This window comes from Burkholderia sp. COPS (genome assembly GCF_019425585.1).
Taxonomy (GTDB): domain Bacteria; phylum Pseudomonadota; class Gammaproteobacteria; order Burkholderiales; family Burkholderiaceae; genus Burkholderia; species Burkholderia cepacia.
This window is the reverse complement of record NZ_WIXR01000042.1, coordinates 1-13,269: the sequence shown is the minus strand read 5'-3', so window position 1 is coordinate 13,269 and position 13,269 is coordinate 1. Positions and strand designations below refer to the sequence as shown.

Genomic DNA, 13,269 nt, shown 5'->3' with positions numbered 1-13,269 from the left:
AACAAGTGTTCGTGACCTGGATTGGTGACGGTTTAGACACCGAAGTCGAAGGTCCGAAAGTGGCCGAAACCCGTCTTACACCCCATGCGCGAGAGCGGAATCGATTTCATTGTTTGTCAAGCCGAATCTCGCCATACGAGCGCGATGCTCTTCTGAGCCCAGATATGAACGAAGTTGCCCGTTTACCGCATTGAGCAGAGCGCTGTTTCGTCTGCTAAACGAGAATGCGCCGAGCGGGAGCTTCTGCTGCGTGCCATTCGTTTGCGGCTCGTGCTCCACTGCCTCAAGCATTGAGCCTCCGATCCGATACGCAACTATGCGATTTCCCAAGGCTGTGCTTGCATACGCGTCGATCGCGCCCGAGAGAACCGCTTCGATCGCGTCGGCCTGTTGCTCGAAGATGGCTATCTGGTTCTCGCTTACGCCTGACGTTCTCGCCGACTCGTGTTGCACCTGTCCGGCAATGACGCCAAGGCGCGCCTCGGGACGTTTGGCGAGTGACACGTAGCTGTTGAGCGCTTTCGGATTTCCAGTCCGAACCAGAAAGCCGTCTCCGATCCCCCATACGGGTACGCTGAACGCGACGATATTGGCGCGTTCAGGGGTAACGAAGAGCGGAACGTTCATATCCCAGTGACCTGCTTCAACGCCGGGTAGCAGTTCACTAAATGTCGTCAGGCGATGCTCGATCCGGGTAACACCGATCGCCCGAAGAACCGCATCGGCCAGATCAACGTCAGCACCCGTAGCAGTACCATCCGCTTCCGTCCAACCGAACGGTGGTTCTTCGATGTATGCAATCGTTACCTTCATCGCTGCGTCTCTCAATGGGAATGGCCATCAAACCTAGAGCTGATTGTTGACGATTCTACCTACGTGCGCAGATGTCGCTTTTTAGCCGGGAGCAAGCGGACGCAGTTGGCCCCGAATGTCCCGCAACACCGCTTTTCCAGCATAGGTGACTGAGCTTGAGACAGAGAGCGTCCTGTCTGAACTCAGCGCTTCGACTGGCCGCGCGGTAGGCCGGGAATCGGTCCAGAAATCAGGACGTTACCGCCGGAACCCTTGCTCCACTACGCGAATCGACAAATTTAATGCGGACGTAGGCGAGTTGACGACATTATTTTGATGGGACCGTCAATAAAATCGTCAATCCGCGGGACGGAGGCCCTGATCCATGAGAATTCTGGAGTCGCGGAATTATTTTGCTATACGAACTTTCAGAACGAGTGAGGACACCTCTGTTTGCGACGCCTGGAGGGCGCATCACACCCTGTCCGATGCCAACGGCACATTCCTCGCCGTGATCCTGACCTGCGCGAACGCCAACGCTACTCGACGTCCGAGGATACACGGCGGCTGTCCAGGTCCTTCAATGCCGGAAACGCGTCGCGGTCCCACGAGTGCAAGCCATACGACCTCCAAATGATATTGCGCCTGACGAATATTTCGAAGGTGGGTGTTCCTGGCGACAAGTTGCCCAGTCGCTGGCGTCGCTCAAAAAGCCATTGGACAACCGGGGGATAGCTGTCGATGGTTTCCGGCACGGCGATAGCCTCGCGCTCGACTATGAATAGATGGACATCGGGATGCGTCTTCGCCCACGATTCAAAATCACCTTTGCCGCCTAATGAACCTTTCCAGCGCTGGCAATAGACGCAGTCCTTTGCCGAATGCACGATCAGTACGATTGGCTCGCCCTCTCGCACTTTTGCCTGACGAATTCGATCTGCCCAAGAGAGCTTCGGTGATGGCTCCGGCGTGTTCGCGGTCGTTTCGTCGCCGGCTAGGACGACTTGCGGTGAAACAAGTGGCAACGACAATGACGCTGTAGCAACCCATGCCAGGAACGGGACCCACCTGCGACGTGCCATTTTTGTGCTCCTGCGAAGAATCGCGGACGTCGATTGACGAAACGACAGGGTCCGCAACGCAAAATATAGTAGTGACTGCGTGTCGGCGATAGCAAACTTTGCACCTCTGTTCGTTCGTGCCGAAGCGCCAGCCATCCCCGCATGATCACCCCTCGCCAGGCATATGCGGCTAAGCATGCAATCGGCCTCGGGGCCGCCGAACGCGCGGCATGGTCAAGATTGACTATGTACGTCTTGCGCGTCGTGGACGATAAATTCACTGACGCAGGGGGCGCCGGTCACGCTTGCCAATACGGTGACCGCGGCAAGCGTGTCGAATGCGACCAGCATGCTCGATACATACCTCGCCAATCTGCTTGGTGCGGTCGGCTTGCCCGCAACCTGCGATCCCGTGGCCACGGCATTCACGGCCGACCACACTGGAGCCGACGCACTGATCGATTTGCTGCACGACGCCTCCCTGGCGTGATTCGAATGCAGCGCGACGGCAGCCGATGGCGCTGAGCGCCGGGATACTTCATTTCGAGAGTTGCGCCGTAACGAAATCGACGAATACGCGCGCGCGCGTCGGCATGTTTTTTCCGAAAGCGTGAATAGCGTGCACGGGGACGCACGCGAGCGCCTGATCGGGTAGTACAACCTCCAGCCTCCCGGCGGCGAGATCGTCCCGTACGGCAATTTCCAGTATTTGGGCGATACCCAGTCCGTTCAGTGCTGCTACGCGCATTGCCTCACCGTTATCAGCGTCGAACCTGCCTTCGATGGAGCTGGACGTTCCATCGGCGAAGTTCAAGGGGTACGGTCGGCCATTGAGCCGGTAGCGCACATGCCGATGTGCAGCGAGATCCGCAACAACACGCGGTGATCCCCGCTCGCGCAGATATGCCGGCGCCGCAACCAACACCAGCCGAAGACTGGTGATCGGCAGCGCGTACAGGCCGCTGTCTTCCAGCCATCCCGCCCTGATCGCGATATCGATGCGATCGCGGATCAGGTCGGCATGATGGTCGCTGACGCTCACGTCGAGTGCGAGTTCCGGGTGGTTTGGCAGGAGTTCCCGCGTGACAGGATCGAGCAAAAAGCGACCCAGTTCGCCAGGCAGGCTTACACGCAGTCTTCCTGCTGCGGCGGCCGGCGATCGCAATACTTCTTCGGCGTCCTCCAGGCCGCGCATCAGCGGGGCAATGCGCTCATAAAACGCCTGACCTTCAATCGTCAGAACGGAGGCCCTGGTCGAGCGCTGGAATAACGTGACGCCCAGGCGCTTTTCGAGCCTTGCCACGCTCTTTGACACGGCCGACGTCGTCGTACCCAAAGATTGCGCCGCAGCCGTGAACGAGCCCGTCTCGACGGAGCGAACGAACGCGGGAAAGCCGCTGAATTTATCCACGGACATGATGACAAAGTGGAAATAGTGAAATGACCTGCGAGTGACTTCAACCCACCAGAAGCCGTTGCTAAATTCTGGCTCTACGCCGGACAGGTGGAATATGACGGAGAAAACATGAATCGACTCGCAAACAAGGTTGCTGTTGTTACTGGCGCAAATAGTGGAATCGGATTGGCCACGGCCAGGCTGCTGATTGAAGAGGGCGCGAATGTCATTATGGTGGGCCGACGTCCGGATGCCGTCGATGCGGCCGTGGCCGAACTTGGCGACCGGGCGATCGGACTGACGGGAGATCTCGCGAACCCGAAAACGCACGACGAAGTGGCCGCGCTAGTGTCGAGGCGCTTTGGAGGAATTGACATATATTTCGCGAACGCGGGAGTGAATACTATCGAAGCATCGAACGAAGTGAGCGAAGAGTCCTATGATCGTCACTTCGCGACAAACACCAAAGCAATTTTCTTCGGGGTACAGAAGATCACGCCACTCATGAGAGATCGTGGTGCCATTCTATTGACGAGTTCGATCGCGAGTTCGAAAGTGTTCGAAGGACATGCAGTCTACGCGGGTACGAAGGCCGCAATCGAGGCCTTCGCGCGGAGTTGGGCTTTGGAGCTTCAGACGCGTGGCATTCGTGTGAATGTACTGAGTCCCGGGCCGGTCGACACGCCAATTCTGACGAAGCTGGGTATCGCGCATGACGAGCGGCCGGCGTTCGAGGCTGCCGTCGCAGGGCGTATTCCGCTAGGCCGCCTCGGACTTCCTGAAGAACTCGCACGCGCGGCGCTCTTTCTCGTGAGTGACGAGGGCAGCTTCGTCAACGGCGTCAACTTGCGTGTCGACGGTGGCATGTCGCTCAGTTGATAGTACCCGTGGCGCGGCTCAGTTCGCCGCGCTTTGGTAGGTCGCGACATAGCGAGCCCGAGCTATGATCTTCCCGTGCATTTGAAACGCAACGAGTGCAGGGCTAGATGCCGGGCTCACGTCGATATGCGGGACATCGAGTGCGTACGCGGTGACGATATAACGATGTGGCTTGCCATGTGGTGGACACGGTCCGCCATACTTCGACTGGCCGAAATCGGTCAGCGTTTCGGTGACCCCGGGCGGCAGCAGATTCACGTTGCCGGAGGCGCCCTTTTGCAGAGACGTCTGCGAAGGCGGTATGTTGACAACAGCCCAATGGGTCCAACCGAGACCGCTCGTCGGCGCGTCGGGGTCATGAATCGTCACGACGATGCTGCGAGTAGCGGCTGGCGCGTTTGACCATGTCACGTGCGGTGACACATTCTCGCCGTGGCAACCGAATCCGCTGAACACTTGTTCATTCCTGAAACGGCCGTGATCCAGATCGGCAACTTTGAGCGCAAACGTTTCGGCGGTCGCGACGCCGGGCAGCGTTGCGAATAGCGCGCAAGCGCAAACAGCTTTTCGCGGCATGGGAAGGGATCGCATGGCAGGCTCCTGTGGATTGAAGGGCTCCACGCGCCGCGCGCGCACGTGGAGATAGCAGTCATGCTCGAAGAAATTCAGGTGCAGGTAACCCTTAACGACAGTGTCATGCACGGGATGCGCACCAGTCGCTTCCGGATACGGAAAGTGAGTCCAGATCGCGGAGGGTGATTATCAATTATCCGATATCGATTAGTAATCCCACGTAACAGGAACAAAGCGAAAGCTGTCGCCGTTCCTTGCAATGTGTCCGATGGATGGGAACGCGACGTGCGCTGCGGCAAGCAAAGCGCCCGTTTCCGCGGCTTCGTTGAACAGCGCGAGACGCACGTCCACTGCACCTTCAGGATCATGCTCGAAGCCATTCTGCCAATCCGGATTGTCGAAGTTGACTTCGAAAATCGCATCTCCTACGAACGTTAGCTTCTCGCCGTTTGATGTGACGTCCACGACGCAGTGCCCCGGTGTGTGCCCGCCCGTCACGCGCGCCGACACGCCCGGTGCGACTTCGACTGCCCGATCGAACTGCACGATATTCTCGCGGTAGAGTTCCACGAACTTCGCAGCAGCCTTGCGTAGCGCAGGCGGAACCGTCTCCGGCATCACCGTCTTGCTGAAGTCGGGGTTTTTCCAGAACTCTACTTCGGAGGCCGACACGTGGATGCGCACGTCCGGGCGTAGCCTGGCCTTGACGCCATCGACGTTCAAGCCGCCAACGTGATCCATGTGCATGTGCGTAATGACGATGTCAGTGATTGCAGTAAGGTCGATACCTGCCGACTCCAGTCGCACTACTGACTTTCCGGCTCGCGTGAAGTATTCGAAACCATCACCCACGCCCGAGTCGATCAGAATGAGCTGCCCGCCGCTGCGCACGAGCGCAATATTCAGCGCCCAGTCGAACATGTCTCGTTGCAGGAAACGACCGTCGAACCATTCGTTGCGATCCGCTTCGCTCACATTGGTGGACATGGTGGAGGTGGGCAGCGGTAGAACGCCATCGCTGATCAATACGACATCGATGTCACCCACGCGCACCGCGTAACGGGAAGGTACGAGTTCAGCTGAACCCTGTTTGCCCAGGTTGGAAGTAACGGGCTGCACATTGTGAGTTGTCTTGCTCATGATCCATTGTCCTATTGCTTCAGTTGGGGGGATCCGGTACACGCGGGGCGGTTCACCTGAGCGACCACGGGTTTTGCGCGTATCGCTTTGCTCGCAATTCAAGCGAGCGTGTGACGCATTGTAGTGAGGGACGGGCGAGCGCCGGTAGGATCGCGAGTGCGTATGCCATGTTGTCTGGACGGCAACAATCCAGGTCGTATAGCCGGCGAAATGCAATGCCAGCGACAGAACATCTGACTTAATTCGGGTTTCTATCTGCCAGATGCGTCGCGAGAAGCAAGTGATCGAACGGGCCCAAAATGGTGCTTGACGGCAAACTCGATGACGCGTAGCGGGCTGCCCGATCTTGCCATCCGACACGTGGACGAATCATGCACGCTGGCGCAGGGTCCGGGAAAGGTGGCCATAGTTCACATCATGCGTGATGTGTGCGGACCGCATAATTCAGTGTCAAAAAGCCTTCTCGGACGGACACGGACGGTTCTGCGCTCAAACCCTGCAATGCACGCGTCGATTGCTGTAAGGTCGAATGGCAGCTTCCGAAGGCGAATCGGTCGAACAAATTTCCAGATTTTTTGAACTACCTATAGGCTTAGCTCGAGAATTTCACCACTTGCAGCAGCCGAATTAAAGAAATCACGCATTTCTACCAACTTGGAAATCAGATCCGCTCGCTGCATTTCCAGAGTGTATGTCTCTCCTTGTGGCGTCCATCTGTAGATGAAGCTGATCATCTCTTCCTCGCGCCCCTCAAGTTCGCAGATTTGATGCGCCAGCTCGCACGCGATCTGGCTAAGTGCAGCTGGTTCGGCCTCATCTTCCTCGAACTGATCGTATATCGTTCCGAGCGATGCGTTAACTCTGTACCAGAACCCTGACACGAACAGCCATTCCGAAGCGATTCCATCCAGAACGAAGACAGGCTCCTCAATATTTCCGGCGATAAAGAAGCGTGAACTCCTGGCGCTCATACACCACCATATTAATCCGTTGCTGACGTTCGATTGTCGTCGATTCAAGTCGTTGCGTCGACCGGTTGAATCCACCGCCGCCAATCGACAGATGCGGCCGACGGTTGCCGGCCCACAAGGGACAGTCAAGATTGCGGGGAGCCGACGCTCGTGCCATCGCTTTACTATGTGTAGCCGGCGATATGGAGCTTGCGGCTGTCCCGAGCCGCAAGCCGCGTCGGCATCGATACTTGCACAGCCGCAGGGGCAGCGCCACGGTGTGACTTCGGCCACCGCGAGTTGTTCGAGAAACGCTAGCGCCTCCGGTTCGCCATGTTCCACCGTCCAGCGAGCATGGAAAGTGTGATTACCCCATTGAGCGCTCAATGCCTGGACCCGGGCGAAGAACGTGCGGAACATGCTTTCCCGCGCTTTCGACATCGACGAAGGCAAACGCGTGCGCCGCATGCTTTCGACGCCGCCGGCGGACTGCCGGCGGCGCAAGCCTTCACCGAACAAGCGTTGCACAAATGCGGATGCAGGTCACTCTTTCGCCGTTAAGCGGGAACGTCGTTGCACTCGCATCCTTCCTCGGCGATCTCAACGGCGTCGTAGCTCATCCATTCTCGTATCGCATGGACTACACGGTCCGTTACGCGACAGGCTGCGTTAGCGTCACCGGATTCGCCAGAATGAATCCCGACGATATCCCACGACTCTCCGCCGAAGAACGCAACTGCGCTACCGCTCTGGCCCGCCGTCGTAGAAATGCGATAGCGTAGCGTCCGGGCGGTGACCGCCGTTAGCTTTCCGGAAGCCGTCCACAGCGTACCAAGCGGTTTGTCCATGGGATAGCCTGAGATCACGACGTCAAGATTCTCGAGCCCGTCATATCCAATGTTGCGAAGCCGAAAGTTCGCAAAACCGGGAATAACTTCTTCGCTGAGGGTGATGAGCGCGTAATCATAGTCCGCAAACTCGCTTTTCTGCGGATACTCGTCGTCGATATTGAAGCTCGTCATGTCGTAACCGCCAAACGGATCGAGCACGCCATTCTTGCCGGGATAGAAGCGAGCAGAGACTGCGCGCCCGCCCTCGTCCTCCAGGTAAAGGACATGAGCAGCGGTGAGCACATGACGACTGCCGAGGAGAGTGCCAGTACCGTAACCGTAATTGCCCGACGGAAACTTCACAACAAGCTGGCCAATGGCATTCCAGGGGGCGGTCTTTGTGTCGTTAACTCGCTTACGGGTATCGGGTGGAAAGACCTTCGCAACCTTCATCCGAGCTACCACTGGTAGCGGCTCGGATTGGGCCTCGACCCGCCCCGCCACGAGGGTGTCAAAAGCTGCGGATGCTTGTTCCAGCGGTACAGGCTCGAGCACGACCACGCCATCGGGTTGCTGAACAACGTTGACCTGTTCGGTCAGCGTTGTCTGGTTGAGTAACTCGAGCATGGTCGCCATTTGATCCGGTGTCCAACGTCCCTGTTCAACGTTGTTGAAGTACTGCCGCACTTTTTCGTTCTTCGCCGCCAGCTCCTTCCCGATGCGGGACTGTAGTCCATCACTCTTTTGCGCTGTGATACACCCGCCTTGCTTCAGCTGGAGATCGTAGAAGTATTTCGTCGTGCTCGCATTGCAAGGCAACGCAAGCGACATATTTCCGTTGAAGGCCACCAGCGTATTGCCTTCAAACGTAATCGTCTGGTCGTACTTGATAGATTGCTGGAAAGTGTTCTCGCCAAACGACATGTTGAGGCTCACTTTCCACGGCAACAGATCGCCTCCAAGCGAATCTTTACCCGCAGGGGGCTCTTGAGGCTTGGGATTCGGTTCGAAACGGAACAAGCCCTCACCACTCGTGATCTGCGCGTTGATGGCTTCAAACAATGCTTTACTTGATTCGAGCAATGCGCGCCCAAACTCCTTTCCGCCGCCGCCTTCGATATAAGTGATCTTGACGATATTCTCTTTTCTCAGGCTCTGGACAATTTTGTCCAGATCCGCACCTCCGAGATTCAGCCATCCAAGTTTCAGTGACGCGCTGACCTTCTTTCGTGTATAGCTCCACACCTGCGAGAGGTCGGCCTCGATGCGGGCGACCCATTTGTCGGCCCTGAGCTCCGCCGTACCGTAGAAGTTCACGCCGATGTCTGGACTGCTTTGACGGTCGAGACTGCCCTCGTTCGCTACGAGCTCGCTGAAGAGGCTATTGCCCGACCCGATGTTGAAACCGAATTGCGTGCCGATCTGAAATCTGGACGGGAAAGTGACGCTGCTGCCCCCCCCTTTTTCGACGACATTGCCGGCTAGAATCGGTTGAACTTCAACCTCCTGAAGAACGAGCGGAACCAGGACAACTTCGTCTTTCGGCTTCAACTGGAAGACCCGGCGAATTTCCTTGGTAATTGCATCGCGCTGTTTTTTCGTGATGTCCGCCACGGCCTGCCCGCTGACTGTAGCGCCGACGATGCTCTCGTATTTCCCTTTACCGACATCGATGTAATAGGGCTTCGCATTAATTCCCCAGTATTTGACGCTGAAGTCAAGCAACGTTTCATTGGCGATGGAATCGATACGGGCGGGAAAGTAATGAAACATATTGCTTTCGTCCGTGTCTTGATAAGCTATCACGCCGTCTGCTGCGCAGGATTTGTTCAAACGTCCAGGCATGTCAACCTCGCTATGTAGAAGACTGTATATGAGCGCCATGCATTTGTGATGTGAGATGGGGCTCGCAGTACTGCGGCTTGGGGAAATGGATCAAGGTAGTGTCATCGCGCCTCCTTCAGTAAGCGTGCTAACCGGGCAGTTACCCGATGCGGCGTGATCCCGATGGATCGCATCGGGTGCGGAGGACGAGGCATAGGATCGCAATTGTCGACGGGACATGCCGAACGTCACCTGGAGGATGTCGCGCGGCCATGCATGTGCGATCGCGTAGCTGACTGCGGCGCGACGTAGGGCTAAATAGACCCCCCAGGCTGACGGAACCTCTATCTGGCCGTTGGCGTCGGCTTGTAGCCTCCACGGTTTGTAAGCGGCGTGTGGGATGGTTACGCCTGTCTGGCTGCAGAACCGGGCGGGGGCGGCGGGCAGATAGACGCGCCTTCCACCGACGCGTGCGACGAGGTCGAACATGGTCTCGAATCCGGCCGATTTCGCAAGCGATGCCAGGATCAACGGGAGGTAATTCAACACGAGTTCGTCGTGCCTCTGGCAAAACAGAACCGAGGTCTCGCGCAGATTGCCCCCGAAGAAGGCGTCACCGCTGAAAAGTCGCGCGAGAAGCGCCTCTTCCCCGTTTGGCTGGTGGCACAAATCGTCGCCCGCACGGATTGCTCTCATGGCTCGCTCGTTCTTGTACGATGAAAGCAGACTACCGAGTTTCCGGGAAGCGATGTAGGGGGAACGCCGCCCCTAGACGTAGAGAGGTGGCCGCGCGAACTCGGATAATCGGATAAGTGGTTTGGCCGAGGCCTGAGCCAGCGACAATGCTGGTGAAGGAACCGAGGAAATGACGGAGAGAACCCGACGCACGCACTCAGCGGCGTTCCAAGCGAAGGTGGCGCTGGCAGCGGTTAAAGGCGAGCGCACGCTGGCTGAACTGGCGCAGCAGTTCGAGGGGAAATCGGACTTTTCGAGCAAAAAATGGCGATGGCCAAGCACGGAACTGCTTCCGGCAACGCTCTGTGCTTTGTGTGTTTGCTGCCACCGCGACGGTAGCAACGCATTGACTGACAACGACTATCGTCACCGAACCGCCAGAAATTGCACGGAAAGTATGATTACCCTACACCGGCGTCCGGAACTTCATAGGCCTTGGCTGCGGTGACGACCTGTGCGATCTGCTTCCTGAGCGTGTCGAGAGGAATGACCGTCGGCTTGACTAGTACCCCCTGCATTGCTTTTCCACGGCGTTGCATGAGTTGGGATTTTGACAGCGTGTGGAGCGAAGCAGCCGCTCAACTTTCGGCTGCGCGGGTTGATCACTGACGGTTTCTGGTGGTGGATTCAACCGGTCGCTGCCCTGCGACGTGCGACCTGCGACTTCCGACCCGAAGTAGACAATCACGCCGTCACGATGCGGTCATTCGCTGCGCGTCAGTCCGGGGCACAGCGAGAGAATTTGTCTCGGCCTGGATGGGTAGGCGCGCGTCCGCTCATTCTTAACCCGGTCAGCCGCGGGTTGTTAAATGCTTTCATTCGCGGACGAACACGGTTCGACACATGTCACGGTTGCAGCACGGCAGTAGAGCAGAACGGAGAAGCCAGTCGACGGATACAGGTCGATCTGGGTGCGGCCATCATCGCAGCGAGAAAACCGGAGGTCATAAATCCACGACGGGTAAGAAACGTTTTCAGTCGTGAACTCGCTTCCCTCAACATCCTCGAGAAGGAACGTAATCCTACAAGGCACCTGTTGTCCGTTCCGTGCCGGATTATCCTGTCCGCTGTGACGGATCGTGAGTTCCATATCAGTACGCCATGCTCCGTTCGAGCTGACGCGACGCAGCGTTACAGCAAGCACCTCGGCATCGTGAAACCGAGGCCAGTAGCCAAAGATACTTCGTATCAACCAGGCATATTTGACCGCGCTCTCGTCCGTTTCCTTGCGGTTCCTGTATCGGTCTGATTCCCACGATTCCGGCAAACCCTCTACCATCTCCTCCAGCTTCTTTATCAGGTATCGTTCTGCCTCTTCAGCCGAGCCGCGAAAATCGAGCGCGCTCGCGGCGCTACCGATGCGACCGTCACTCAGCTCCTGCACGATCTCGTAACCGTATATGAACGTACCGTCGTCGCGCTGATTGATGTGGTAACCAATGTCATAGGTCAAGCGGCGTTCGTTCTGCCGAACGTACCTGAACGTCTTCGAGTAGTTTGACTGAAGCTGCATTTTTGACTCTCTCGCTATTGTCAACCGCCTAGTCCTCAGTTGATTGTCGACGCTTTTTGCGCCGACGTCGAATGACAGAAACCGCCGGCTGCTACCTTCCGCAGTTGCTTGCCGTAGGCCAGCGCAGTGACCCGAAATCGACCCATAGGAGACAGATGCAATTCCTGAGATCGGCCGCGCGCAGCAACGTCGGCCGACGGGAAGTTGGCGCGTTGCGCCTCATGACCAACCCCTTTCACTCGGACGCCTCGTCGATAGCCTTCAGAATCATTTGTTGGTCGTCAATTACACTCTCATCTCCGGAAAAGCGGGACATCTCCATATGTCCGTCGTCGAACACGTCGATCTCGATACGCTCACCTGGCACAGTTATCGAGATCAGAATGGTGTCTGGGCGATGCCGGCCCAATGTATAAAAGAGGTGGCGATCGTCGAGGTCACTAAGCAATTCGTACAAGGCGTGCGTCATATATCCCCGCCAAGATCGGCAGCTAGCCGTGAGAACCGAGCTGAAACAAAGCTGCAAAAATAATGGCAGTGAAGAACGCCAGCGCCGTCGCCCCTTGGATTCTGGTTCGCCGTACCATTTTGGCCGACACAATATCTTCTGCAGACATGTTGAAGCAGAACTTGTACCACCATCTCCAAGCCCTTGATCTACAATAGAAGGCCAATATTCGCTCTGGACGAAATGCCATGATTGCGGATATCGCGGCGCCATAAGCGATCACGACAAAGCCGAAAATGGCGCGGTAGGTCGATTCGTTCACGTAGCTGTCTCAGGTCGACATAGCGAGGAAATAGGCGGAACGTCCGAAATTCGATCAACGAACCCATGCTGTCACAATCTAGACTTTCGACCGCAACTGGCTTGTCGGGGTTTGCACTACGTTGCGGGTTGTGCCAGCACCGCTAGGCCCACGCGCTAGGATATCGCTCGCATCCGGCTAACCACCAAGGTTTTTCTTCGAGATTGTCAATGGTCCAGGAACGGATGGCGAAGAGCCGTTGTTGGCGCCGACTCCCGTCATTGCCCACCCATCCCGGCATCGCCAAACCCTGAAGATCCGTTTTTGCGGAACCCGATCCACCCGATGATGATAAAAGCCGTGTTCTTCGACGTCGGCGAAACGCTGATCGATGAAAGTCGAGACTGGAACGAGTGGGCCGACCATCTCGAGGTGCCGCGACGGGTGTTTCATGCGTTGCTCGGCGCGGTCATCGCGCGTGGTCAGCATCATCGTCGCGTGTTCGATCTCGTGCGGCCGGGTGTCGACTTCGCCGCATCGTGCCGGGAGCGCGAGGCGACCGGAGGCACTTATGCGGTGACCGTGAAAGATCTCTACCCCGACGTCGTGCCGTGCCTGAAACGACTGCGCGAAACCGGCGTGCTGGCCGGCATGGTTCCAGTGTTCTTGCGGCGCGGCCCATGGGCGATCATTCAGTCCGGTTCCGGGCGGTTCGCGTCTCCCGTGCATGCGATCGACAGCCTTTCCGCGCTTCCGGCGTTACTGTCCGGAAGTTTGGGGACATAACAACCAGCCGCCAACTCGCCATTCCCGCCCAAACCCCACCC

At 57.3% G+C, this 13,269-nt stretch carries 14 protein-coding genes; 3 read left to right on the top strand and 11 right to left on the bottom strand.

Annotated features, from left to right (window positions below):
* Window positions 1–75: 75 nt before the first annotated feature.
* Complete coding sequence (locus FOZ70_RS29320) at window positions 76–813, bottom strand: transporter substrate-binding domain-containing protein (protein WP_059554367.1); 738 nt, start codon at window positions 811–813, stop codon at window positions 76–78.
* A gap of 518 nt (window positions 814–1,331) precedes the next feature.
* Entirely contained in the window at window positions 1,332–1,874 is a 543-nt protein-coding gene (locus FOZ70_RS29315; RefSeq protein WP_219707391.1) for a hypothetical protein, read from the bottom strand.
* 328 nt (window positions 1,875–2,202) lie between these two features.
* Between FOZ70_RS29315 and FOZ70_RS29310 the strand changes: the two genes are divergently transcribed.
* A complete protein-coding gene (locus FOZ70_RS29310; protein ID WP_175925414.1) occupies window positions 2,203–2,343 on the top strand; it encodes a hypothetical protein in 141 nt (46 codons plus the stop codon).
* A gap of 48 nt (window positions 2,344–2,391) precedes the next feature.
* Here FOZ70_RS29310 and FOZ70_RS29305 read toward each other — a convergent pair whose 3' ends face one another.
* Complete coding sequence (locus tag FOZ70_RS29305; protein ID WP_081078257.1) at window positions 2,392–3,270, bottom strand: LysR family transcriptional regulator; 879 nt, start codon at window positions 3,268–3,270, stop codon at window positions 2,392–2,394.
* Between the two features lie 108 nt (window positions 3,271–3,378).
* Here FOZ70_RS29305 and FOZ70_RS29300 point away from each other — a divergent pair, with 108 nt between their 5' ends.
* Window positions 3,379–4,128 carry a glucose 1-dehydrogenase gene (locus tag FOZ70_RS29300; protein ID WP_059817387.1) on the top strand — a complete coding sequence of 250 codons (750 nt, stop codon included), beginning with the start codon at window positions 3,379–3,381 and terminating at the stop codon, window positions 4,126–4,128.
* 18 nt (window positions 4,129–4,146) lie between these two features.
* Here FOZ70_RS29300 and FOZ70_RS29295 read toward each other — a convergent pair whose 3' ends face one another.
* The 8 genes from FOZ70_RS29295 to FOZ70_RS29260 all read right to left on the bottom strand — a co-directional run bounded on the left by FOZ70_RS29295 (window position 4,147) and on the right by FOZ70_RS29260 (window position 12,463).
* Entirely contained in the window at window positions 4,147–4,719 is a 573-nt protein-coding gene (locus tag FOZ70_RS29295; RefSeq protein WP_081052614.1) for a YbhB/YbcL family Raf kinase inhibitor-like protein, read from the bottom strand.
* Window positions 4,720–4,908: 189 nt separating this feature from the next.
* A complete protein-coding gene (locus tag FOZ70_RS29290; RefSeq protein ID WP_059484487.1) occupies window positions 4,909–5,841 on the bottom strand; it encodes an MBL fold metallo-hydrolase in 933 nt (310 codons plus the stop codon).
* Between the two features lie 584 nt (window positions 5,842–6,425).
* Window positions 6,426–7,319 (bottom strand): hypothetical protein, encoded by an 894-nt coding sequence (locus FOZ70_RS29285; RefSeq protein WP_219707390.1) that lies wholly within the window; start codon window positions 7,317–7,319, stop codon window positions 6,426–6,428.
* A gap of 29 nt (window positions 7,320–7,348) precedes the next feature.
* Complete coding sequence (locus FOZ70_RS29280) at window positions 7,349–9,466, bottom strand: trypsin-like peptidase domain-containing protein (RefSeq protein ID WP_219707389.1); 2,118 nt, start codon at window positions 9,464–9,466, stop codon at window positions 7,349–7,351.
* A gap of 90 nt (window positions 9,467–9,556) precedes the next feature.
* Window positions 9,557–10,141 carry a hypothetical protein gene (locus FOZ70_RS29275; RefSeq protein ID WP_059854524.1) on the bottom strand — a complete coding sequence of 195 codons (585 nt, stop codon included), beginning with the start codon at window positions 10,139–10,141 and terminating at the stop codon, window positions 9,557–9,559.
* 844 nt (window positions 10,142–10,985) lie between these two features.
* On the bottom strand, window positions 10,986–11,633 hold the full coding sequence (locus tag FOZ70_RS29270; protein WP_175925418.1) for an Imm50 family immunity protein: 648 nt from the start codon (window positions 11,631–11,633) through the stop codon (window positions 10,986–10,988).
* 295 nt (window positions 11,634–11,928) lie between these two features.
* Complete coding sequence (locus FOZ70_RS29265) at window positions 11,929–12,162, bottom strand: hypothetical protein (RefSeq protein ID WP_027792372.1); 234 nt, start codon at window positions 12,160–12,162, stop codon at window positions 11,929–11,931.
* Between the two features lie 22 nt (window positions 12,163–12,184).
* Window positions 12,185–12,463 carry a hypothetical protein gene (locus FOZ70_RS29260; protein ID WP_059704281.1) on the bottom strand — a complete coding sequence of 93 codons (279 nt, stop codon included), beginning with the start codon at window positions 12,461–12,463 and terminating at the stop codon, window positions 12,185–12,187.
* Between the two features lie 324 nt (window positions 12,464–12,787).
* On the opposite strand from FOZ70_RS29260, the gene FOZ70_RS29255 reads away from it, so the two are divergent.
* A complete protein-coding gene (locus FOZ70_RS29255; protein ID WP_059863871.1) occupies window positions 12,788–13,228 on the top strand; it encodes a hypothetical protein in 441 nt (146 codons plus the stop codon).
* The last annotated feature ends 41 nt before the right edge of the window (window positions 13,229–13,269 follow it).